Origin of the sequence: Flavobacterium sandaracinum (genome assembly GCF_004349135.1) — a bacterium.
Lineage (GTDB): Bacteria > Bacteroidota > Bacteroidia > Flavobacteriales > Flavobacteriaceae > Flavobacterium > Flavobacterium sandaracinum.
In genome coordinates this window covers 94786-116555 of the sequence record NZ_SMFN01000010.1, presented here as the reverse complement: position 1 = coordinate 116555, position 21770 = coordinate 94786, and the positions used below count along the sequence as shown (strand labels likewise).

Here is a 21770-nt window from a genome sequence, read left to right as displayed (position 1 = left end):
AATTATGAGAAATTTTGCTGTAACAATAGCCCTATTCATTTTAACCTCTTCATGCGGAATCTTTGAATCTTTAAACTCCAATACTAGCATCAAACCCCTTGATAGTTTTGTGTTAGGAAACAATGAACATGGTCCCTTTAAAGTGAGACTAAAAAATGTTTCTACAAATGATATTACTATATACAAAGCGCCATTTGCCGGCGGCACTCATTCTCCACAAATCATTACTCCTAATGAAACGGTTATTGTCAAAGTAGATCGTAACACTGGACTAGTATTTGAAAATAAGTCGAATAACTATGCATCAGTTGATTTAAAAGTTACAGGCGATTTAGTATTGTCAATGACCTATAAAAATAAATAGCTTTTGACGAATAGAGATTAAAATTCTTCTCAACATCACAAAATATGACAACCATGAAATTTTTAAACAAATTAACTAAACCTCTTTTGTTACCTTATTGGTCACAAGATCTATTTATTGCTATTCCACGAATTGTTTGTGGTTACTTACTAGCTTTTAACTTTGGAGCCGATAAATTTGGAATGCCTTGGTCGCCAGCTGATGCCAATTTAGGATTCTTTGAAGTTGCTTTTTGGTTCCCAAATGATGTGGCAAGTTATGGCGGAATTTTTGCTATTGCACCAGTATTTTTTGCTTGGATGGGTGCTTTCGCGGAGGCTGTTGGCGGATTGCTTTTATTGTTTGGATTTCAAACTCGTGTTGCTTCTTTCCTAGTTATTTGCACCATGCTAGTGGCTATATTTATGCAACAAATACAAAATGGATTATGGAATTGTCTGGCCGCTATGGGATTTCTTTGGATTGCTATGTTTTACCTCATCTTGGGCTCAGGCCGTTTAGGAATTGACTATTTACTCACTAAAAAAAATATTTAAACATGAAAATACCAGCAACAATAACCGCTGCATTACTGACTTTATTTCTTACTAGTTGTGTGCAAAAAACATTTAAAAAAACGGTTGTTTTTCAATTAGATGCATCCGACATAAAAGGTATAAAAAATGTTAGTATCAACGGCAAGGACCAACCATTATCATGGAAAAATAGTACTGATATGAAGGTTATAAAAAAAGATAGTTTGTATGAACTAACAACAACATTTGAAACCGGCTACACCTTTACCGAAGTGAAATTTATGGTTAATGACAGCTTGGAATTTAATAATCAAGACAATCGAAGAGTTAATTTTGCTGCAACAGATACCACCTTTTATGAAGCTACATTCAACAAAAGATAATTTTAAATGAGTTTGTGATTACGGAACTGCCCAATGCCCTTGAACCAAAACCCCATTTTCATACTGAAAATTAGCCTTGCGGTTGCCGTGAAAATCGAGGTATAAAAACTCCAGTTCATAAACGGAACAAGCAATAACCGTGAAATTTTCTTGAAACAGATCGCTTTCGGCATCTGTTGGTTTTGTAATGGCAAAACGTTCTTCATAACCTAAAGTGGGTTGCTCTGACTTTGTGTTTGGAACTTCAATCGTCATATATCCCAATCGGGCTTGCGGACTTGTAGCTTTCCAACGCTCGTGTGAAACAGTATTGCTGGTGTGAATTGCAGCAGTTGCTTTTACGACAATTTGAACTCTTTGGCGCGCATCGTAAAACAAGAGAGTAATGCGATTGTCTTTTTGTAAATCGGAAAATTTTCTAGAACGATTATCCGTATAAAAATAAATTGTTTTTTGTGATTCGTCTACTTTTCTATTGACTACGATTCGCAAAGCAGCGCTGTTATTGACATCTACCGTTCCTACGCACATGGTGCGAAAACCATTTTTTTTCTTGACGGATCCATTTACTAATTTTTTCCATGCTAATGATTCAATGCCTTGCAAATTGTAATTAGTAGCATTGATGGTAATAAAATATGAGTCTTGTTTAGTCATGGAACGTTTTTTTATGGATCAAAAATGTATTATAAAGCGTTTATCAAAAATACAAAAACAGCCTTACAAAGCGACTGTATTGTTCTTGTATTTGTATGTAACTGATCCTCAAGGAAAATGATTTTTAGGCTACTACCCAAAAACAAGCTGTTCCTAATTATGATGCTTTTAATAAAAATAAATTTCAGTTCCTTAACATTAGCTTTTGTTCAATCCTCAATCAAAACTTTTACCTTATATTTGCAGATTAATGGACTGTTTGAGGGGTTTTTGCGTGAGGGATAGCAGCGGCATCCTTTTGTGAAGTGCTAACGGAACAAAAGATATAGCGCATAGCCCGACGGCTTTTTCTGCCGGCACGCCCACAAGTGGACAAGCAAATTTATTGATATTTATTGAAGATGAAACACATAAGGAATTTTTGCATTATTGCACATATTGACCACGGGAAAAGTACATTGGCTGACCGTTTACTTGGGGCTACGCAAACGGTTACGGCTCGTGAAGAAAAGGCGCAATTGTTAGATAACATGGACTTGGAGCGCGAACGTGGTATTACGATTAAGAGTCACGCAATTCAAATGGAATATACGTATAAAGGACAGGAATACATCCTGAACTTGATTGATACTCCGGGACATGTAGATTTTTCGTATGAGGTTTCTCGATCTATTGCGGCTTGTGAAGGCGCGCTTTTGATTGTAGATGCAGCGCAAAGTATCCAGGCACAAACGATTTCGAATTTGTATTTGGCTTTAGAAAATGACTTGGAAATTATTCCGGTTTTGAATAAAGTGGATTTACCGAGTGCCAATCCAGAGGAAGTTAGTGACGATATTATTGATTTATTGGGATGTAAATTAGAAGATATTATTCATGCTTCGGGTAAAACTGGTTTTGGTGTAGAAAATATATTAGCCGCGATTATCGAAAAAATTCCACCTCCATCAGGAAATGTGGATGAACCATTACAAGCATTGATTTTTGACTCGCATTACAATCCGTTTCGTGGAATTGAAGTTATTTTCCGTGTAAAAAACGGGCAAATTAAAAAAGGCCAGAAGATTAAATTCATGGCTACCGGCAATGAATATTTTGCAGACGAAATTGGTACATTAAAACTAAATCAAGTTCCAAAACAAGTCATTTCTGCAGGTGATGTTGGGTATTTGATTTCAGGAATTAAGGAAGCCAAAGAAGTCAAAGTAGGTGATACGTTGACGGATGCAAAAACACCGACAACGAATATCATTACAGGTTTTGAAGATGTAAAACCAATGGTTTTTGCTGGAATTTATCCTGTAGATACTGAAGATTATGAGGAGTTGAGAAACTCTATGGAAAAATTGCAGTTGAATGATGCTTCGCTAGTATTTTTGCCGGAAAGTTCAGCCGCTTTGGGATTTGGTTTCCGTTGTGGATTCTTAGGAATGTTGCACATGGAAATTATCCAAGAACGTTTAGAGAGAGAGTTCAACATGACGGTGATTACTACCGTTCCCAACGTTTCCTATTTGGCTTACACCAAAAAAGATCCGACAACACCACTTATCGTAAATAATCCTTCGGACTTGCCGGAGCCTTCGCGTTTAGATCATGTTGAAGAACCTTTTATCAAGGCTACGATCATCACCAAATCTGATTATGTTGGAAATGTAATGAGTCTGTGTATCGAAAAACGTGGGCTGATTACCAACCAAACGTATTTGACTACGGAACGTGTCGAGTTGACTTTTGATATGCCGTTGGCTGAAATTGTATTTGATTTTTACGACCGTTTGAAAACCGTTTCTAAAGGTTATGCTTCGTTTGATTATACCCCAATTGGAATGCGAACTTCTAATCTGGTTAAAGTAGATATTTTATTAAATGCTACCATTGTTGATGCTTTGTCCTCATTGATGCATGCCGATAATGCTTATCAAATAGGAAAAAAAATGTGTGAGAAGTTGAAAGAATTGATTCCAAGACAACAATTTGATATTCCTGTTCAAGCTGCGATTGGAGTAAAAGTAATTTCTCGCGAAACGATAAAAGCGTTGCGTAAAGATGTTACTGCCAAATGTTATGGTGGAGATATTTCTCGTAAACGTAAATTATTGGAAAAACAGAAAAAAGGCAAGAAACGTATGAGATTGGTTGGTAATGTTGAAATTCCACAAGAAGCGTTTATGGCTGTTTTGAAATTGAATGATTAGATTTTTTTGAGTATTAAGATTTAAGTATAAAGTATTAAGATAGAACCTGATAATGTAAAATTATCAGGTTTTTTTGTTTTACTTACTTTTCAACCATTCAAATAATCGTTTTGCATCTTCACCTTTAAATAATTGGGTTCCTTCATTCATCGTTGCTGCACTACCACAAGCAACTCCCCAACGAATGACTTCTTTCAGACTTTTATTTTGCGAAAGCGCCCAAACCATTCCGCCCACCATACTGTCACCGGCACCAACGGTACTTTTTTTAGCAACATTTGGAGCTGGAACAAATTCGTAAGCATCTTTCGTTACCAAAACTGCACCTTGTGGCCCAAGAGAAACGACCACGATTTCGGCTCCACCTTTAGCGATGATTTGTTTTGCGGCTTCGTTTACTTCTTCTAGTTCCAATCGGTCTACGCCAATCAGTTTTGCGAGTTCACCAACATTAGGTTTTATCATATAAACCCCAACTTCTAATGCTTTTTTTAATGCTTCGCCTGAAGTGTCCACAATTAGTTTAGCTTTTGATTTTTTTGAAATTTCTGCAATTTTCGAATAAAAACCATCGGACAAACCTTCATTCAAACTACCACTGGCTACTAAGAATTTTGGCTTTAAAGCTGCTATTGTCTCAAGTACTCTATTGCTTTCCTCTTCGGAAATTTTTCCGCCTGTAAACCCGAATCGGTATTGTGAATTCGTGTTATCATCCACGGCAACAAAACTTTCTCTGGTCCAACTCTGAACAGCAACGGCTTTAAAAGGAATTAATTCTTTTGCAACTAGATCTTCCAGCATTTTACCTGTTGGTCCGCCAGAAGTAAAAACCGCTAATGAAGTTCCGCCCAGACGGGAGATTGCTTTAGATACGTTGATTCCTCCTCCACCAGCATCAAAGCGAGGTTCTTCACATCGTATTTTCTGTTCTGGGACTAATCCTTTAAAATGAGTGCTCTTATCCAAAGCCGAGTTGACTGTTATAGTAACGATATCAAATGATTCCATTGTTGATGAATTTAATAATTTAAAGATGCGAAAAAATGGCGAAAATTGATACAATTTGAGGCGAATATTTCTTTGTATATTTGCAACTTCAAAACAATAAAAATAATGATCGAAGATAAAAGCCCACAACGTACAAGTATTGCTCAATTAGGAGAATTTGGATTGATAGACCATTTGACAAAAAACTTTGAAATCAATCAACCTTCTACTCTAAAAGGGATTGGAGATGACGCTGCCGTTTTGGATTTCAAAGATAAAAAAGTAGTTGTTTCTACAGATTTACTGATCGAAGGAGTACATTTTGATTTGGCGTATATGCCGTTAAAACATTTAGGCTATAAAGCTGTGGTAGTCAATGTTTCTGATATCTGTGCGATGAACGCCAAACCAACACAAATCACGGTTTCTGTTGCAGTTTCCAATCGTTTTCCACTGGAAGCATTAGATGAATTATTTGAAGGAATTACACATGCAGCCCGTGAATATAATGTAGATGTTATAGGTGGCGACACGACTTCCTCACAAAAAGGATTAATTATCAGTATTACCGCTATTGGTGAAGCAGATGCAGAGGAGATTGTTTATAGAAACGGTGCCAAAGAAACTGATTTATTAGTGGTCACCGGAGATATTGGTGCTGCGTATATGGGATTACAAGTTTTGGAACGCGAAAAGCAAGTTTTTCAGGTGAATCCAAATTCACAACCCGATTTAGATGCGTATACGTATTTAATCGAACGTCAATTGAAGCCGGAAGCCCGTAAAGATGTACGTACTTTATTGCATGCTTTAGAAATAAAACCAACTTCAATGATCGACATTTCGGATGGATTGTCATCGGAAATTATGCATTTGTGCAAACAGTCCAAAGTGGGTTGTAATTTATATGAAGATAAATTACCTATCGATCCAACATTTATTAATGTTTGCGAAGAATTCAATATTGACAGCACAACTGTTGCCATAAACGGCGGTGAAGACTACGAATTACTTTTTACCATTGCCATGGAAGATTTTGAAAAAATCAAAGCAAATCCAAATTTCACTATTATTGGTCATATGACACAAGAAAGCGAAGGGATTCATTTAGTTACGCGTGCCAATACTAAAATTGCTTTAAAAGCTCGTGGTTGGGATGCTTTGAGCGAATAAAAAACAATTGAAACAACAAAAAACGACACCTAAAAAGTGTCGTTTTTGTTTTTCATTAGATTTATAAACCACTAGAAAAGTAAACCTTTGCTTTTGGCCACTCGAACTAAGTCGCTATCACTACCCTCTTCTATTTTTAATAATTCTTTTAAATTTATTTTTCTTCTTTCTATTGCACCAAGTGAAATTGGAATGTACTGCGTCATATCCTTTAAAGTGGTGCCTTTAGAAATGTGAAATAAAATTTGTTTGTCAAATTGGTCTATTTCTATAGCGTCCGCTTCGGATTGATTCAACATTTTAAGAACCGATTCACTATAATATTTTTCATTTTTTATAACCTTATCAAAGGCAAAAAGCAATTCATCAAAAGTTAAATCGTTTTTAATAACCAACCCATTTGGGTTTATGGTATTAATAATCGTTTTTATCTTCAGCAACTCTGTGTACATGGTAAGCAAAATAATTTTGCAATTTGGCATGTATTCAGACAACAATTTAGCTAAATCTTCTCCAGAAAAGATGCCTTTTTCTTCATAAGGAGGCATGCTAATGTCTAGGAAAGCGATATCAAAATGAGAAATGTCGGGATTTGTAATAATGCCATACGCTGATTGACAATCTTTAGCTTGTGTTATAACAAATTCAAATTCTTTAGGATTGTATCTTGTGATTGCATTTTTATATCCTTCAATAATAAAAGGATGGTCATCAACAATTAGTATATTATTCGTTATTATTTCTTTTTCAGTAGAATCAATCATCATCTTCTCGGTTTATTTTTTATATTCTATTGGCAAGGTAACTATTATGATTGTTCCTTCGCCTTTTTTTGATTTTATATCGACAACACCATCGCATTCATTTGTACGAAAAAGGATGTTTTGTAATCCTATTCCTTTCTTTGCAGTTTTAACATTAAAACCTATTCCATCGTCGCTCATTTTCAAAATGAGATGATCTTCAGCCTTTCTAAATTCGATGTGAATAGTACTAGCCAGAGCATATTTATTGATATTTTGAAGTGATTCTTGAAGAATCCGATACAAATTAATTTTTACAGAATTGCTTATGACTTCCCATTTTATACCAGAATCAACAATTGAAATTAATTTTGATTTGTAAGTCTTTTTTTGCTCTTCGAATAAACCATCAACAATAGCGACGAAGTTATTAATTAATTCCGACTTCTCTCTATTTAGATCATGCGAAATTTCACGAATGTCTTGCTCAATATTTTTCAATTCCGACAAATAGTTCGTTCTCTGGTTAACTGCTAGTTCATCTTGAAATCCGTTTAATCCATCTAGGTTCATTCGCACACCAAACATTCTTCCCAAAACACCATCATGCAGCTCCCTTGCCACTCTTTTCTTCTCTTCAATTCTGCCCGTTTCAATCGTATTCTGTTGTGAGATCATCAAATTGTAGATTTCGGCATTCGCAATTTGCTGCTGCTGTTTGAACAGCAACTCTCTGTTTTTTGCCTTTTGGGTTTTAATAACAAAAATAAACAGTACCAATACTCCTAATCCAGTAAAAAGAAACACTAAATTTCTATTTTGTGCTACTAAATCAGTGTTTTCGTCCTTTATTTGATCTGTTTCATACTCAATACGAGTGAACTTATCTCCCATTTTACGCTCTGCCGTTTGGAGACTATCATTGATATGAATGTATTGTTTGGTGTAATTTGAAGCGTTTTGGGGTTCTATAGCTGACAGTTGTTTTAATGCTAACAAGACACTTTTATAGTTTTTGATTTGTTTCGCTAGAACTAGCGATTCTCTTGCATATTTCAACGATTTGATTGAATCTTTTTTAGAAGCAAAATATTCTGACAATCGCATTTTACTAACAAGAATCCCTGCAGTTAATTGCAAACTCTCACGAAGTTCAAGCGATTGATAAAACTGTTCAGGCAAGCCGCTATCATCTCCCGTTTTAAATTTAGAATACGCAAAATTATCTACTAACATCGCATATAAAGATGGCTTGTCTGTTTTTAAATTTTCTTGTTTTAATCCTTCTCGGAAATAAGTTATCGCTTTATCGTGCCGATTCATATTCTGATACACGTACCCCATATTATTTAAAGAAGTAGCTTTGGATTGAAAAACAGTGGGTATCGTATTATCATTTATACTAGCCAGCGCTTTGGAATTGTATTCAATTGCTCGATCATAATTCCCCAATTCATTATGTATTAACCCCAAATGATTATAAGAAATATAGATAACATCACTCGCCTTCTCCCCCTTCATTACACGCAAAGCATTAAAAACCGCAATCTCACTCCCTAAAAAATCTCCTTCGTTAAATTGTAGTATGGATTTATTCAGACGAGTTCTCGCTAAGTTATAATTGTCAGAGCGCTGCAAATACATCTTTTCGGCTTTAGAAAAATACATAAAAGCACTATCCGAGATTGCTTGTGAAACATAAAAATCACCCAAATAGGTATACGCTTTTGTTTTACTGATTGTATCTTCACTAATTATTGATTTCTCCAAAATAATATCAACCGTTTTTTTAAAATCGGCCCAATTGTCCATATTGTAATAGCGATTGGCTACCTTGAATAAATTTGCTTTATTTAATGAATCATCAGGTTGATTACTGATAATCGAAAATGCTTTGTGGTTGAATTGTTTTCTTTTTTCCGGCGACAAATTGAAGTCGTTTGCCATAGAAAGATAAGAGGCTAGACTATCCTCTGATGAATTATTTGCAGTATTGAATTTATTTTTTTGGGTACATCCAAAAAAGACAAATACTAGAAGAAGGAAAATAGGATAAATACTTTTCAATAGTTCCCTTTTGAGTTTCATCAAAAATAGTAAAACTATTGACATAAAAAAAGCTGTCAATAAAATTGACAGCTTTTAATTAATTTTTTCAGAGAAAACGGCTCTTATTCGTCAACTTTTTTATTTCCTCCCGTTGACCCAGCTCCAACTATGTCCACTTTTTTATTTCCTCCCGTTGACCCAGCACCAACTATATCTACTTTTTTATTTCCTCCAGTAGATCCCGCTCCAACAATTTCAACATTGCCATTTGCATCAATTACTACTATAAGGTCTGTTTTTGGCGTTGTGAATGAAGTCAATACCATTACTAAAGAGAATAAACCGATTGTTAAGATTGCTTTTTTCATAATTTGGGGATTTTATGTTTTTGTTATTTGTTTGTTTGTTTTAGAACCACACAGCGGCGATTTCTTTTGTAAAACTACACAGACAACATCAGTTTTTCCTCTAAAAATAAGCGTTTATGGTAGAATGTAGTCGTTTGAGAGTGAATGACCACCAAATTAAAGTAGATGACTATTTTTTAGATTTCAAGATAATTCCCGTTGGCAAATTCAGAGATAATAAGATCAATATTTACCTTGTAAGACTTAGAAAAAGGAAGTTTAACAGTACTGTTTTTAATATAACAAACTGAATTTCCACTATGAATTCTTGAAATATAATTGCGATTAACAATATAACTGTTATGGATTCTGATGAATGGATAGGACAATACACCCTCAAAATGTTTTAGGGTCTTAAATGCGGTTATCATTTCTCCATTGTACAAATGAAGGTCCGTTGAGTTATTATCCGCCCGAAGGTAACAGATGTCTTTTGCATCAATGTAGCGATAATCTCCATAAGACTTAATACATAAAGTCAATGATTGTCCTTGACTTACTGTCTCCTGTTGGGGCAGAAATACTGGTTTATTATCCTCAAGAACAGGTTCATCTACATCCTCTTCCTTTTCAGCTTGGGACTTATTCAATTTTAAAGTCAATTTTATCAAATCGATTCGCAGCAACGGTTTTAATAAATAATCCGTGACTCCGTGTTGTATTGCCTCAAAGGCTAAGTCTTTTTTGCTGGTTGTAACAATAATTTTAGGGATGACTTTTAAATACCTGTGCAGTTCATTGATCAATGCCAAGGACAAATTACTAGCTGTATCAACAGGATCTATTTCAAGAAATACTAGTGCAGGGGTATGTTCCAATATAAGATTTAGTGCCTCTGAATAATTATTTGCGGATGCTATAAATTCCAGCTCCGAAAAACGATCAGCAATGCCTTTTGTTTTCAAAACATCTTCTTGATTAGCATCAATAATAATGTACGAATAATTCATCAACGGTTTTCCTGGAATTGTTAGGCATTATCTTAAATAGCTGAAGCAAAACTCACTTCAAAACATTAACTTAATAGGATAGATTTAAGAAATTATTAAATAAAAACTTGTTATATTAGCTAAAAAACTCTTATTTAACATTCTAAAAATAAGCATTTAACCATTTTTCAATAAAGGTTGTTAATATGTTATTAACAAATGTTGATACATTATGATGAAATGCAAATATATCCGATAAAGAGCATTTTTTCTGTTTCGCAAGAAATTGAAAATCGGACACCTAGCGTGAATCCTACCTAAAAAACTGTGAGTCAGCAATAAAAAAAGCATCTGCTAGCAATTATTTCTTATACTAATACCGCTTAGTGGTGGCATTTTACACCTTAATTAAAACTTGTCCGAATTAACATGTAAAAAATTTTCACAAAAAATACATATTTTACAAATTTATCTTACTTTTACGCAAAAAAACCAATCCTATGAAAAAACTATTTATTGTATTGTGCTTCTCCTCTTTTTTATCTGGTTTTAGCCAAGAAAAAGAAACAATTGATTTCAAAAGAAACGAGATCAAACTAAATGTTGCGTTTTTAGTTGCAGGTGCTTTTGAAGGTACTTTTGAAAGAATAATAAACGAAGAATCCGCTTTTGGAGTTTCGGTATTTGTTCCAATAATTGAAGACATTGAACCAAACTTTCAGTTAACACCTTACTACCGTTATTTTTTTGGTAAAAAACCCGCTGCAGGATTTTTTGCGGAAGGATTTGGTATGTTAAACTCTTATGAAAGCTACATTTATAGCAATACTAATAATTCAAATATAGAAAACAGAACTGATTTTGCTCTTGGTTTTGGTTTAGGCTCTAAATGGATTACTAGTAAAGGTTTTGTTTTTGAAATAAATGCAGGCGTTGGAAGAAATTTATTCAATAGTAGTGATACCGATTATGAGATCGTTGGTCGCGGTGGAATAACTTTCGGCTACCGATTCTAAACAATAAACAAAAAAGCTTCTCCATCGAGAAGCTTTTTTTATACATTTCAAAAATCAATTACATTTTCATCAACCAGTTTTTCATTGAAACTTCATTCTCAATAATGGATTTCAAGTCTGCAATCGCTACACGATCTTGTTTCATGGTATCTCTATGACGAATCGTTACGGTTTGATCCTCGATTGTTTGGTGATCTACCGTAATACAAAACGGAGTTCCAAGTGCATCTTGTCTTCTATAACGTCTTCCTACCGCATCTTTTTCATCATATGAAACATTGAAATCCCAACGTAAATCATCAATGATTTTATGTGCAATTTCTGGTAATCCGTCTTTCTTCACCAATGGCAAAATAGCTGCTTTAGTTGGTGCTAAAACGGATGGTAGTTTCAGTACTGTTCTTGTAGAACCGTCTTCTAATGTTTCTTCTTTTAATGAAGTGGCAAAAACTGCCAAGAACATTCTGTCTAATCCTACTGAAGTTTCCACCACATAAGGAACATAATTCTGATTTAATTCCGCATCAAAATACTGTAATTTTCTACCGGAGAACTGTTCGTGTGCTTTCAAGTCAAAATCAGTTCTGGAGTGAATTCCCTCTAATTCTTTGAATCCAAAAGGAAAATTAAATTCTATATCAGCCGCAGCATTTGCATAATGGGCTAGTTTTTCATGATCGTGGAAACGGTAATTTTCTCTTCCTAAACCAAGTGATAAATGCCATTTTAAACGAGCTTCTTTCCAGAATTCGTAATGCTTCATTTCTTCGCCTGGACGTACAAAAAATTGCATTTCCATTTGTTCAAATTCTCGCATACGGAAAATAAATTGTCTTGCAACGATTTCATTTCTAAACGCTTTTCCAGTTTGTGCAATTCCAAAAGGAACTTTCATTCGCCCTGACTTTTGTACATTCAAGAAATTGACAAAAATACCTTGAGCTGTCTCTGGACGCAAATATAAATCCATTGCTGAATCAGCTGAAGCGCCTAATTTTGTTCCAAACATCAAGTTGAATTGACGCACTTCAGTCCAATTTCGTGAACCTGATTCCGGACAAGCAATTTCTAATTCTTCAATTAATGCTTTTACATCTTCCAAATCTTCATTACCAAGAGAACGCGCCATTCTTTCTAGAATTTCTCTTTCTTTGGCCTTGTACTCCATAACACGAGCATTTGTCGTCACAAATTCTTGCTCATTGAACGCATCTCCAAAACGAGCTCTTGCTTTTTCGATTTCTTTGATTGCTTTCTGATTTAGCTTTTCGGCATAATCTTCAATCAAAACATCGGCTCTATATCTTCTTTTCGAATCTTTATTATCAATCAATGGATCGTTGAAAGCATCTACGTGGCCTGATGCTTTCCAAGTGGTTGGATGCATCAAAATTGACGCGTCAAGGCCAACAATGTTATCGTTCATTTGAACCATCGCTTTCCACCAATATTCACGTATGTTCTTTTTTAATTCTACTCCGTTTTGTGCATAATCATAGACTGCACTTAAACCATCGTATATTTCGCTTGACGGAAAAATAAATCCGTATTCTTTTGCGTGCGAAACTACATTCTTAAATAAATCTTCTTGTTTTGCCATAATGATGCAAAAATATAAAAAGTGAACTTAAAAAAAAGAAAATTGTTAAAGATTGAAGCATTGATTTGTCTATTTTTATAAATAAATCCCTGATTACATGTTTGAAAGCCTTATTAATCTCTTTTTCCCAAAAGTCTGTTCTGGTTGCAGCTCTTTTTTATTGACCAATGAAAATGTGATTTGTACCGTATGCAGACATGATATTCCGTTAACGAATCATCATCTTCATCCAGAAAATGAAGCTTTCAAAAAGTTTTATGGGCGAATTCCTGTAATCCATACCTCAGCATTATTTTATTTTCATAAAAAGGGCATTGTCCAAGAACTCATTCATAATTTGAAATACAAAGGGCATGAAGAAATAGGAACAATTTTTGGCGAATGGTACGCCGAAGATTTAAAAGATATCGAATCATTAGAATCTATTGATGAAATTATTCCGGTTCCTTTGCATCGAAGAAAACTCAAAGAAAGAGGGTACAATCAGGCAACTACTTTTGGAAAAGCACTTTCTTCGAGTTTAAATGTAGCCTATAACGATTCTCTCTTGCTTCGTAATGTGTATTCAAAAACACAATCCAAGAAAAATTTACTAGGCAGGACGGAAGGAATCGAAACTATTTTTGATGTTGTATTTACTGAAAAAGACCACAATAAACATTTTCTTTTAATTGACGATGTTATTACTACAGGATCAACATTAGAAGCCTGTTCCCGCGCTTTATTAAAAATTCCCGGCACAAAAATCAGTATTGTTTGTATGGCAATGGCGCAATCATAATGTTAGAGTTTTGGTTTTGAAACATGTATTTAGAAACAGAACGACGATTTAAAACGCAACCGTATTGAGCCCTGATTACTTCAATAACTTTTATTCTCATAGGAGTTCAGTGCATTTGATTTGTAGCAGCAAGCAAGACAAGAGCGGACCGAACTGACGGAGTAAAGCCTCCTGAAAACAAGTCTGTTACAATTACAAAAAGCATACTATCAATTAATTTAATGAAATTATAACGAAATAGAATTTCCGTTTCCAAAGTTTAATGTTTAAATTTGAATAATATAATAACATAAATTAATTTAAACAATCATATTATGGCTTTTGAATTACCACAATTACCTTATGCGTATGACGCATTAGAACCTCATATTGATGCTCGTACAATGGAAATCCATCATTCGAAACATCACAACGCCTACACTACAAATTTGAATGCTGCTGTTGCAGGAACAGATATGGAAGGCAAAACTATTGAAAACATCTTGATTAATCTTGATATGAAAAACATGCCAGTTCGTAACAATGGTGGTGGTTTTTACAATCATAATTTGTTTTGGACGGTTATGACACCAGACGGTGGCGGACTTCCAACAGGTGATCTATTGGCTGCAATTGAAGCTGCTTTTGGAACTTTTGAAGAATTTAAAGCAAGTTTCAGCAAAGCTGGAGCAACACAATTTGGTTCTGGTTGGGCTTGGCTTTGTGTTCATAAAGGTGGAAAAGTGGATGTTTGCGGTACTCCAAACCAAGACAATCCATTAATGCCAGGCGTAGGTTGTGGCGGAACTCCAATTTTAGCAATGGACGTTTGGGAACATGCTTACTATTTGCATTATCAAAACAGAAGACCAGATTATATCGAAGCTTTTTTCAATGTAATTAACTGGACGGAAGTAGCAAGAAGATATGCTTTAGAGAAATAATCTTTTAAGAGAATAGACAAAATAGCTTAAAAGTTAGTTTGTCTATTTTTTTTATGCCTCATAGATTGCCCACATTTTGTATCAAAAAAGACGAATAAACTCTTGGCTTATTCGTCTTTTTCTATTCTCTTTCTTCTGTTTTCTTTTTATCAGACTTTATTCCAATAAAAAAGGTGGAATCTCTTCCACCTTTTTTGCCCCAAATCTACCATAAACTTAACCTACTAATATTATGGTGAGTCAAAATTATAATAGTTCTTCGTTGCCACCAAATAAATTAGATGAACAACTTAGAAAACCGATTAAAAACTTACAACCCTAGATTATCAGTATGCTCTTGCGTCTTTTCCTTCATAAAAATTCATGAAGGCACGGTTTACTACTCGGTTACCTCCTGGCGTAGGATAGTCTCCGGTAAAATACCAATCGCCTAAATTCTTTGGACAAGCGACATGTAAATCCTCCACGGTTTGAAAAATAATTTTCACCTCAGCCTTGATTTCAGGGGAGCTTAACATTTGTGCGATCTTATCTGAAACCTCTTGTGGTTCAAAAGGAGCGTATATTGCCGTCACGTAATTAACGACCTCACTATCTTTAAAGTTTTCCTGTGCTTTACATTTTGCATACACTTCATCAACAATATGATACAAGTTTCTTTCCTTTAACAATTCTAATGCTGCTTTGAAAGCCACTAAACCTTCTAGTTTAGCCATGTCAATTCCGTAACAATCCGGATATCTAATTTGCGGTGCCGATGACACGACAACAATTCGCTTTGGATTCAAACGATCCATCATTTTGATGATACTCATTTTCAAGGTAGTTCCCCGAACAATACTATCATCAATAATAACCAAATTATCTGTTGGTTTAATCACGCCATAGGTAACATCATATACGTGGGCAACTAAATCGTCACGACTGCTATCTTCTGTAATAAAGGTTCTCAGTTTTGCATCTTTAATGGCTACTTTTTCGGTACGAATTTTTACTGCCAATAATTCTTGCAGTGATTCCTTTGTTAAGGTATTTCTGTTTTGCAGAATATAATTGTTCTTTCTTTGATTCAAGAAATCCTGTGCTGCTTCTACCAATCCGTAGAAAGAAGTTTCAGCCGTATTTGGAATATAAGAGAAAACCGTATTGTCTGTATCTTGATCAATTGATTTTAAAACTGCTGGAAGAATAAGTCTTCCCAATGTTTTTCTTTCTTGATATATTTCAGCATCACTTCCTCTGGAAAAATAAATACGTTCAAAGGAACATGCTTTTTTAACCGTTGGTGGAAGAATTTCTTTCATTGAAATGGTTCCGTTCTTCTTAATTATTAAGGCATTTCCAGGCTCAATTTCCTGAACTTTATCAAAAGGCACATTAAATACCGTTTGAATAACAGGTCTTTCGGAAGCCACTACCACGATCTCATCATCTTGATAAAAGTAAGCGGGACGTATTCCAGCCGGATCTCTAAAAACAAAGGAATCACCGTGACCTAAAAGCCCTGCCATCGCGTAACCACCATCTAAATTTTTTGAAGCTCGCGTCAAAATTTTTGCTACATCTAATCGCTCTGCAATTACTGGCGACGCTTCTCTTTTGGTAAGACCCTCATTTTTACATTCTTGGTATAAATCAGTAACTTCATCATCCAAAAAATGACCTATTTTTTCCATTACCGTAACGGTATCTGCCATTTCTTTTGGATGCTGACCTAGTTCAACCAAACTTTGAAAAAGCTCTTTCACATTGGTCATGTTGAAATTTCCAGCCAAAATTAGGTTTCGATGCATCCAATTGTTCTGACGTAAAAAAGGGTGGACGCTTTCTATACTGTTTTTTCCAAAAGTTCCATACCGCACATGTCCTAAAAACAATTCGCCTAAATATGGTATCTTGTGTTTTTGAAGTGCGACGTCATCTGCGTACTCTGGATGAGCCGCCATTTCCTCATTGATTCTGTCGTTAATTTGAGCAAAAACATCTTGAATGGGTTGTGCGTGATTGGAACGTACACGACTGATGTACCGTTCTCCTGGTTCCACATCTAGTTTTATGCTTGCAAAACCAGCACCATCTTGACCTCGATTGTGTTGCTTTTCCATCAAAAGATACATTTTCTGGATTCCGTAGAATGCCGTTCCGTATTTCTCTTTGTAAAATTCAAGCGGTTTAAGTAATCTAATTAAGGCTATACCACACTCGTGTTTTAAAGCATCGCTCATTGTAAGGTTGTTTGTGTTGTTGTGTTATTCTAAAATAATTTGACCTGATTAAAAAAATGATAAATCAGATGAATTTCCCTGCTAATTTTTGGTGACAAAAAAACCCCGTTTCCGAGGTTTCAATACATTATAATTCTATGTCAAATTGTGTCAGTGATTTGAATTGTTGTAATCTGGACACTACTTCTGTTTTATCTAAATCCAGCATTCTATCGGTTCCAAATTTCTCCACACAGAAGGAAGCCAAATTAGATCCCTGAATAATTGCATTTTTCATGTTTTCGAAAGAAATATTTTCGCTCTGCGTTAAATATCCTGCAAATCCTCCTGCAAAAGTATCTCCTGCTCCAGTTGGATCAAAAACTTCTTCCAGTGGTAAAGCTGGTGCAAAGAAAACTTCTTTATTATGAAAGATAAGTGCTCCGTGTTCCCCTTTTTTTATGACCACATATTTAGGTCCCATCGTGTGAATTTTTGCAGCTGCTTTCACTAATGAATATTCTCCTGAAAGCTGTCTTGCTTCCTCGTCGTTAATCGTAATTACATCTACCCGTTTTATTACGTCCATCAATTCCGGCAATGCACAATCCATCCAAAAGTTCATAGTATCCAATACTGTCAATTTAGGTTGTGTTTCCATTTGGTCCAAAACACTGCTTTGTACTAGTGGATGTAAGTTTCCTAACATTACTATTTCGGCATTTTTGTAGTCTTGAGGAACTTTTGGTTGAAAATCAGCCAAAACGTTTAATTGAGTATCGAGTGTATCTCTAGAATTCAAGTCATTGTGGTAACGACCACTCCAGAAAAAGGTTTTTCCACCATTTACCACTTCAAGACCAGAAATATCAATGTTTCTTGCAGTCAATAAATCTAAATATTCTTGTGGAAAATCATCCCCAACTACAGAGACTATCGCTGATTGTACATTAAAAAAAGAAGCAGATAGACCAATATAAGTTGCTGCACCACCTAAAATTTTGTCTGTTTTTCCAAATGGAGTTTCAATTGCGTCGAAAGCTACTGTTCCAACAATCAATAATTTATTCATTATATACGTTTCGAATTAAGGCGCAAAGATAGTTTATAAGTTGTAAAGTTGCAAAGAGTCTAAAGCGTAAAGTTTTGCCAATTTATATCCTTGAATTACAACAGCTTCGCCTCTTCTTTTTCATAGAAAGCATCGATAGAAAGTTGCTTTTGCATCGAAGCCATAACGGCTAATTCATCACACCTTTCGTTTTGAACATGATTGTTATGCCCTTTGATCCATTTGAAGTCTACTTTGTGTTTTCTGTAGACTATTAAAAAACGTTTCCACAAGTCGGAATTTTTCCTATCCACAAAACCTTTTTTCTCCCAGCCTAAAACCCATTTTTTAACTACCGAATCAACTACATATTTAGAATCAGAAACAACCAATACTCTTGTGTTTGGATTTTTTAATTTCTCAAGACCAACAATAACAGCTAAAAGTTCCATTCTGTTATTAGTAGTTCTCCGAAACCCTTCATAGAATTCTTTCCTATACGGTTTTCCTACCCATTCCATGACTACTCCATAACCACCGTTTCCAGGATTACCTTTGGCAGCGCCATCCGTATATATGTGTACGTCGTGATCCATCTATAAATTAAATTTTATGATTTAGGATTCCTTCAATTACCGTTGGAAAATATTCTTGTTCTAATCCGTGTATTTTCGCAGCAACTTCCTCCGGTGTTTCGTCGCCCGTTAAAGCAACACTTTTTTGAAAAATAATATTGCCTTCATCATAATTTTCATTTACAAAATGAATGGTAATTCCGGTTTCCTTCTCATTATTGGCAACAATTGCATTGTGAATGTTCATGCCATACATTCCTTTTCCTCCATACTTTGGCAACAATGCTGGATGAATATTTACTATCCTATCTGGATAGGCTGTAATGATATTTTCAGGAAATTTTAATAAAAATCCGGCTAAAACAATCAAATCTGGTTGAATTTTATTTATTTTTTGTAATACAATTCCATCATTTAACTCTCCTTTTGATAAATTTATAGATGGAACTCCGTAGTTTTTTGCTCTTTCTATCACTTGAGCACTTTGGTTATTTGTAAACACCGCTTCGACGGTTCCAATTTGTGTTTTCGCAAAATATTTTATGATGTTTTCAGCATTAGTCCCCGATCCAGAAGCAAAAATCACAATTTTTTTCATAACCTATCAAATTTTATTTACGCAAAAAAAGGCATAAAAATCGAAAATAAATAACATTCAGATACCTTTGTTGAAATAAATTTCATAAATTAGATGTCACATTTATTAACTAAATAGTTGTTTTAAAATAAAGTTTTTTATTTTTGCCAACAAATTAAATTCTAAAATTAAAGATTATGTCAGACATTGCATCAAGAGTAAAAGCGATTATCGTAGACAAATTAGGCGTTGACGAAAACGAAGTTGTAACAGAAGCAAGCTTCACTAATGATTTAGGAGCTGACTCATTAGACACTGTTGAGCTTATTATGGAATTCGAAAAAGAATTTGACATTCAAATTCCAGACGATCAAGCAGAAAACATCGCTACTGTAGGTCAAGCAATCTCTTACATCGAGGAAGCTAAAAAATAATAAAGTACACACCCGTTTGCAATCTTGCAAACGGGTGTTATTATTTTTTTTAAAATTAAATTCGAGATTGAATTTCAATCAAAAACTATATTTATTGTAATACCCATGGCTCTTTCGTAATAGTAATACAGTAAAGAAAGCATGGGTTTTATTTGTTTAAAGATAACAAAAATAAAGAATTTATGGTATTAAGACGAGTTGTTGTAACAGGTTTAGGCGCTCTTACACCCATTGGAAATAACATTGAAGAATATTGGAACGGACTTATTAACGGCGTTAGTGGAGCAGCACCAATCACTTATTTTGACGCTTCAAAATTTAAAACTCAATTTGCTTGCGAATTGAAAAATTTTAATGCTGAAGATTTTTTAGACAGAAAAGAAGCCAGAAAAATGGACCGCTATGCACAATACGCAATGGTTTCATCTGATGAAGCGGTGCTTGATGCTGGTTTTAATTTCGAAAAATTAGACAAAGACAGAGTTGGAGTTATTTGGGGTTCAGGGATTGGCGGACTAGAAACGTTTCAAATTGAAATGTTGAACTTTGCAGCCGGCGATGGTACACCAAAATTTAATCCTTTCTTTATACCAAAAATGATTTCGGATATTGCCGGTGGCCATATTTCTATAAAATATGGATTCAGAGGTCCAAACTTTACCACTGTTTCAGCTTGTGCATCTTCCACAAATGCTATTATTGATGCCTTTAATTACATCCGATTAGGTCATGCAGATGCCATGATAACTGGAGGATCTGAAGCAGCAGTAACAATAGCCGGGATGGGAGGTTTTAATGCCATGCATGCTTTATCTACCAGAAACGATGATCCTAAAACTGCTTCAAGACCAATGGATAAAGACCGTGATGGTTTTATTTTAGGAGAAGGAGCTGGAGCATTAGTACTGGAAGAGTATGAACATGCAATAGCACGTGGTGCAAAAATTTATTGTGAAATAGGCGGCGGCGGAATGTCAGCTGATGCCTATCACATTACGGCTCCACATCCTGATGGATTAGGCGCTAAGAACGTTATGCTAAATTGTTTAAGAGATGCTGGTTTGCAAGCCACTGATGTAGATGGTGTAAATATGCACGGAACTTCTACTCCCCTTGGTGACATGGCAGAATCTAAAGCAATATTGCATGTTTTTGGTGAACATGCCTACACGATGAACCTAAATTCTACTAAATCCATGACCGGTCATTTACTTGGCGCAGCCGGAGCAGTAGAGACCATTTCTTCGATTCTTTCGTTGAAACATGGAATAATACCTCCTACAATTAATCATTTTACAGATGATGAAAACATCGATTCTAAACTCAACTTCACCTTTAATAAAGCACAGAAAAGAGAAATGAATGTTGTTATGAGTAATACTTTCGGTTTTGGAGGTCACAATGCTTGTGTTTTAGTAAAAAAATTAGAAATCTAATTATAGATGCGTATAATCAGAAAAATATTTTCAAAATCCCGTTCTACAGAAGACGGGATTTTTTTTGATTCTATTCAGAAAATCTTAGGATTTGCTCCTGTAAATCTTGATTGTTATAAAAAAGCATTTACCCATCGTTCTTCAAATCGCCTAGATATTTTAGGAAATCCGATCAATTACGAACGCTTAGAATTCTTAGGAGATGCAATGCTAAGTTCTGTCATTGCTGCTCATTTATTCAATAAAGCCCCTGCTGGTGACGAAGGGTATCTTACAAAAATGCGTTCCAAAATTGTAAGTAGAGAACATTTAAACGAATTAGGAAAAGATTTAAATCTAGTCCAATATATTGAAAGCAAAGTGCCGCTGCAGCATTTTGGAGAAAACATTCATGGCAATATCTTTGAATCATTAGTTGGAGCAATCTACCTAGATCGAGGTTACGTGTATTGCGAAAAATTTATTCAAAAGAGAGTCATAATTCCTTATGTAGATATTGCAAGACTCGAAGGAAAAGTAATCAGCTATAAAAGTCTAATTATAGAATGGTGTCAAAAAGAGAAGAAAATATTTCATTTTGATATTTTCGAAGACAACGCGATCGATGGACAACGCTTGTTTGGTGTAAAATTAAGCATCGATGACAAAGTAATTGCAAAAGCCAGAGCAACTTCTAAAAAGAAGGCAGAAGAAAAAGCATCCCAACGTGCTTATTTTGCATTTCAAGAAAAAATGGATAGGAAATAATATCAATTTCCACAAAAC

General features: G+C 34.9%; 22 protein-coding genes. 11 read left to right on the top strand and 11 right to left on the bottom strand.

Features of this window, described 5'->3' with window-relative positions; all coding sequences use genetic code 11:
• Nucleotides 1–4: 4 nt before the first annotated feature.
• From E0F91_RS10110 to E0F91_RS10100, 3 genes are read left to right on the top strand one after another with little or no spacing between them, the layout of a single operon-like run.
• The gene (locus tag E0F91_RS10110) at nucleotides 5–364 is read left to right on the top strand and encodes a hypothetical protein (protein WP_132066423.1); all 360 of its coding nucleotides are present in this window, start codon (nucleotides 5–7) and stop codon (nucleotides 362–364) included.
• A gap of 53 nt (nucleotides 365–417) precedes the next feature.
• A complete protein-coding gene (locus E0F91_RS10105; RefSeq protein ID WP_243698875.1) occupies nucleotides 418–900 on the top strand; it encodes a DoxX family protein in 483 nt (160 codons plus the stop codon).
• 2 nt (nucleotides 901–902) lie between these two features.
• On the top strand, nucleotides 903–1262 hold the full coding sequence (locus E0F91_RS10100; protein WP_132066421.1) for a hypothetical protein: 360 nt from the start codon (nucleotides 903–905) through the stop codon (nucleotides 1260–1262).
• An 18-nt stretch (nucleotides 1263–1280) separates the two neighbouring features.
• Here E0F91_RS10100 and E0F91_RS10095 read toward each other — a convergent pair whose 3' ends face one another.
• A complete protein-coding gene (locus E0F91_RS10095) occupies nucleotides 1281–1919 on the bottom strand; it encodes a pyridoxamine 5'-phosphate oxidase family protein (RefSeq protein WP_132066420.1) in 639 nt (212 codons plus the stop codon).
• A gap of 401 nt (nucleotides 1920–2320) precedes the next feature.
• On the opposite strand from E0F91_RS10095, the gene lepA reads away from it, so the two are divergent.
• The gene (lepA, locus tag E0F91_RS10090) at nucleotides 2321–4117 is read left to right on the top strand and encodes a translation elongation factor 4 (RefSeq protein WP_132066419.1); all 1797 of its coding nucleotides are present in this window, start codon (nucleotides 2321–2323) and stop codon (nucleotides 4115–4117) included.
• A 78-nt stretch (nucleotides 4118–4195) separates the two neighbouring features.
• Here lepA and E0F91_RS10085 read toward each other — a convergent pair whose 3' ends face one another.
• A complete protein-coding gene (locus tag E0F91_RS10085; protein ID WP_132066418.1) occupies nucleotides 4196–5128 on the bottom strand; it encodes a 1-phosphofructokinase family hexose kinase in 933 nt (310 codons plus the stop codon).
• 105 nt (nucleotides 5129–5233) lie between these two features.
• Here E0F91_RS10085 and thiL point away from each other — a divergent pair, with 105 nt between their 5' ends.
• Nucleotides 5234–6280 carry a thiamine-phosphate kinase gene (thiL, locus tag E0F91_RS10080; protein WP_132066417.1) on the top strand — a complete coding sequence of 349 codons (1047 nt, stop codon included), beginning with the start codon at nucleotides 5234–5236 and terminating at the stop codon, nucleotides 6278–6280.
• A 71-nt stretch (nucleotides 6281–6351) separates the two neighbouring features.
• Here the strand turns inward: thiL and E0F91_RS10075 are convergent, their stop codons facing one another.
• The 4 genes from E0F91_RS10075 to E0F91_RS10060 form a co-directional block, all read right to left on the bottom strand.
• Nucleotides 6352–7047, bottom strand: a complete 696-nt coding sequence (locus tag E0F91_RS10075; protein ID WP_132066416.1) for a response regulator — start codon at nucleotides 7045–7047, stop codon at nucleotides 6352–6354.
• Nucleotides 7048–7056: 9 nt separating this feature from the next.
• Complete coding sequence (locus tag E0F91_RS10070) at nucleotides 7057–9135, bottom strand: tetratricopeptide repeat-containing sensor histidine kinase (protein ID WP_243698874.1); 2079 nt, start codon at nucleotides 9133–9135, stop codon at nucleotides 7057–7059.
• Between the two features lie 59 nt (nucleotides 9136–9194).
• A complete protein-coding gene (locus E0F91_RS10065) occupies nucleotides 9195–9440 on the bottom strand; it encodes a 3-oxoacyl-ACP reductase (protein WP_132066415.1) in 246 nt (81 codons plus the stop codon).
• Between the two features lie 176 nt (nucleotides 9441–9616).
• Entirely contained in the window at nucleotides 9617–10429 is an 813-nt protein-coding gene (locus tag E0F91_RS10060; RefSeq protein ID WP_132066414.1) for a LytR/AlgR family response regulator transcription factor, read from the bottom strand.
• 479 nt (nucleotides 10430–10908) lie between these two features.
• Here E0F91_RS10060 and E0F91_RS10055 point away from each other — a divergent pair, with 479 nt between their 5' ends.
• Nucleotides 10909–11424, top strand: a complete 516-nt coding sequence (locus tag E0F91_RS10055; RefSeq protein WP_132066413.1) for a DUF3575 domain-containing protein — start codon at nucleotides 10909–10911, stop codon at nucleotides 11422–11424.
• A gap of 58 nt (nucleotides 11425–11482) precedes the next feature.
• Here the strand turns inward: E0F91_RS10055 and E0F91_RS10050 are convergent, their stop codons facing one another.
• Nucleotides 11483–13024: a glycine--tRNA ligase gene (locus E0F91_RS10050; RefSeq protein ID WP_091253664.1), complete on the bottom strand. Its 1542-nt coding sequence runs from the start codon at nucleotides 13022–13024 to the stop codon at nucleotides 11483–11485.
• A gap of 97 nt (nucleotides 13025–13121) precedes the next feature.
• On the opposite strand from E0F91_RS10050, the gene E0F91_RS10045 reads away from it, so the two are divergent.
• Nucleotides 13122–13805, top strand: a complete 684-nt coding sequence (locus tag E0F91_RS10045; RefSeq protein WP_132066412.1) for a ComF family protein — start codon at nucleotides 13122–13124, stop codon at nucleotides 13803–13805.
• Nucleotides 13806–14119: 314 nt separating this feature from the next.
• Complete coding sequence (locus E0F91_RS10040; RefSeq protein WP_132066411.1) at nucleotides 14120–14728, top strand: superoxide dismutase; 609 nt, start codon at nucleotides 14120–14122, stop codon at nucleotides 14726–14728.
• Nucleotides 14729–15054: 326 nt separating this feature from the next.
• On the opposite strand, the gene E0F91_RS10035 is transcribed toward E0F91_RS10040, so the two are convergent.
• The 4 genes from E0F91_RS10035 to purN form a co-directional block, all read right to left on the bottom strand.
• Nucleotides 15055–16953 (bottom strand): amidophosphoribosyltransferase, encoded by a 1899-nt coding sequence (locus E0F91_RS10035; RefSeq protein ID WP_132066410.1) that lies wholly within the window; start codon nucleotides 16951–16953, stop codon nucleotides 15055–15057.
• 127 nt (nucleotides 16954–17080) lie between these two features.
• The gene (locus E0F91_RS10030; RefSeq protein ID WP_132066409.1) at nucleotides 17081–18004 is read right to left on the bottom strand and encodes a PfkB family carbohydrate kinase; all 924 of its coding nucleotides are present in this window, start codon (nucleotides 18002–18004) and stop codon (nucleotides 17081–17083) included.
• A gap of 95 nt (nucleotides 18005–18099) precedes the next feature.
• Nucleotides 18100–18579, bottom strand: a complete 480-nt coding sequence (gene rnhA, locus E0F91_RS10025; RefSeq protein WP_132066408.1) for a ribonuclease HI — start codon at nucleotides 18577–18579, stop codon at nucleotides 18100–18102.
• A 7-nt stretch (nucleotides 18580–18586) separates the two neighbouring features.
• Nucleotides 18587–19156: a phosphoribosylglycinamide formyltransferase gene (gene purN, locus E0F91_RS10020; RefSeq protein WP_132066407.1), complete on the bottom strand. Its 570-nt coding sequence runs from the start codon at nucleotides 19154–19156 to the stop codon at nucleotides 18587–18589.
• A 176-nt stretch (nucleotides 19157–19332) separates the two neighbouring features.
• Here purN and E0F91_RS10015 point away from each other — a divergent pair, with 176 nt between their 5' ends.
• The 3 genes from E0F91_RS10015 (at nucleotide 19333) to E0F91_RS10005 (ending at nucleotide 21752) form a co-directional block, all read left to right on the top strand.
• Nucleotides 19333–19569, top strand: coding sequence for an acyl carrier protein (locus E0F91_RS10015; RefSeq protein WP_007137004.1), 237 nt, complete (start codon nucleotides 19333–19335; stop codon nucleotides 19567–19569).
• 182 nt (nucleotides 19570–19751) lie between these two features.
• Complete coding sequence (gene fabF / locus E0F91_RS10010) at nucleotides 19752–21005, top strand: beta-ketoacyl-ACP synthase II (protein ID WP_132066406.1); 1254 nt, start codon at nucleotides 19752–19754, stop codon at nucleotides 21003–21005.
• Nucleotides 21006–21011: 6 nt separating this feature from the next.
• Complete coding sequence (locus E0F91_RS10005) at nucleotides 21012–21752, top strand: ribonuclease III family protein (RefSeq protein ID WP_132066405.1); 741 nt, start codon at nucleotides 21012–21014, stop codon at nucleotides 21750–21752.
• Nucleotides 21753–21770: the final 18 nt, after the last annotated feature.

Bases quoted from the DNA above. Each gene is read 5' to 3' on its own strand.
- fabF (WP_132066406.1), top strand. From the start codon at position 19,752: ATGGTATTAAGACGAGTTGTTGTAACAGGTTTAGGCGCTCTTACACCC.
- E0F91_RS10075 (WP_132066416.1), bottom strand. From the start codon at position 7,047: ATGATGATTGATTCTACTGAAAAAGAAATAATAACGAATAATATACTA.
- purN (WP_132066407.1), bottom strand. From the start codon at position 19,156: ATGAAAAAAATTGTGATTTTTGCTTCTGGATCGGGGACTAATGCTGAA.
- E0F91_RS10005 (WP_132066405.1), top strand. From the start codon at position 21,012: ATGCGTATAATCAGAAAAATATTTTCAAAATCCCGTTCTACAGAAGAC.
- E0F91_RS10015 (WP_007137004.1), top strand. From the start codon at position 19,333: ATGTCAGACATTGCATCAAGAGTAAAAGCGATTATCGTAGACAAATTA.
- E0F91_RS10065 (WP_132066415.1), bottom strand. From the start codon at position 9,440: ATGAAAAAAGCAATCTTAACAATCGGTTTATTCTCTTTAGTAATGGTA.
- E0F91_RS10095 (WP_132066420.1), bottom strand. From the start codon at position 1,919: ATGACTAAACAAGACTCATATTTTATTACCATCAATGCTACTAATTAC.
- E0F91_RS10110 (WP_132066423.1), top strand. From the start codon at position 5: ATGAGAAATTTTGCTGTAACAATAGCCCTATTCATTTTAACCTCTTCA.
- E0F91_RS10045 (WP_132066412.1), top strand. From the start codon at position 13,122: ATGTTTGAAAGCCTTATTAATCTCTTTTTCCCAAAAGTCTGTTCTGGT.
- E0F91_RS10050 (WP_091253664.1), bottom strand. From the start codon at position 13,024: ATGGCAAAACAAGAAGATTTATTTAAGAATGTAGTTTCGCACGCAAAA.
- E0F91_RS10100 (WP_132066421.1), top strand. From the start codon at position 903: ATGAAAATACCAGCAACAATAACCGCTGCATTACTGACTTTATTTCTT.
- E0F91_RS10055 (WP_132066413.1), top strand. From the start codon at position 10,909: ATGAAAAAACTATTTATTGTATTGTGCTTCTCCTCTTTTTTATCTGGT.
- lepA (WP_132066419.1), top strand. From the start codon at position 2,321: ATGAAACACATAAGGAATTTTTGCATTATTGCACATATTGACCACGGG.
- rnhA (WP_132066408.1), bottom strand. From the start codon at position 18,579: ATGGATCACGACGTACACATATATACGGATGGCGCTGCCAAAGGTAAT.
- E0F91_RS10040 (WP_132066411.1), top strand. From the start codon at position 14,120: ATGGCTTTTGAATTACCACAATTACCTTATGCGTATGACGCATTAGAA.
- E0F91_RS10105 (WP_243698875.1), top strand. From the start codon at position 418: ATGAAATTTTTAAACAAATTAACTAAACCTCTTTTGTTACCTTATTGG.
- E0F91_RS10030 (WP_132066409.1), bottom strand. From the start codon at position 18,004: ATGAATAAATTATTGATTGTTGGAACAGTAGCTTTCGACGCAATTGAA.
- thiL (WP_132066417.1), top strand. From the start codon at position 5,234: ATGATCGAAGATAAAAGCCCACAACGTACAAGTATTGCTCAATTAGGA.
- E0F91_RS10035 (WP_132066410.1), bottom strand. From the start codon at position 16,953: ATGAGCGATGCTTTAAAACACGAGTGTGGTATAGCCTTAATTAGATTA.
- E0F91_RS10085 (WP_132066418.1), bottom strand. From the start codon at position 5,128: ATGGAATCATTTGATATCGTTACTATAACAGTCAACTCGGCTTTGGAT.
- E0F91_RS10060 (WP_132066414.1), bottom strand. From the start codon at position 10,429: ATGAATTATTCGTACATTATTATTGATGCTAATCAAGAAGATGTTTTG.
- E0F91_RS10070 (WP_243698874.1), bottom strand. From the start codon at position 9,135: ATGTCAATAGTTTTACTATTTTTGATGAAACTCAAAAGGGAACTATTG.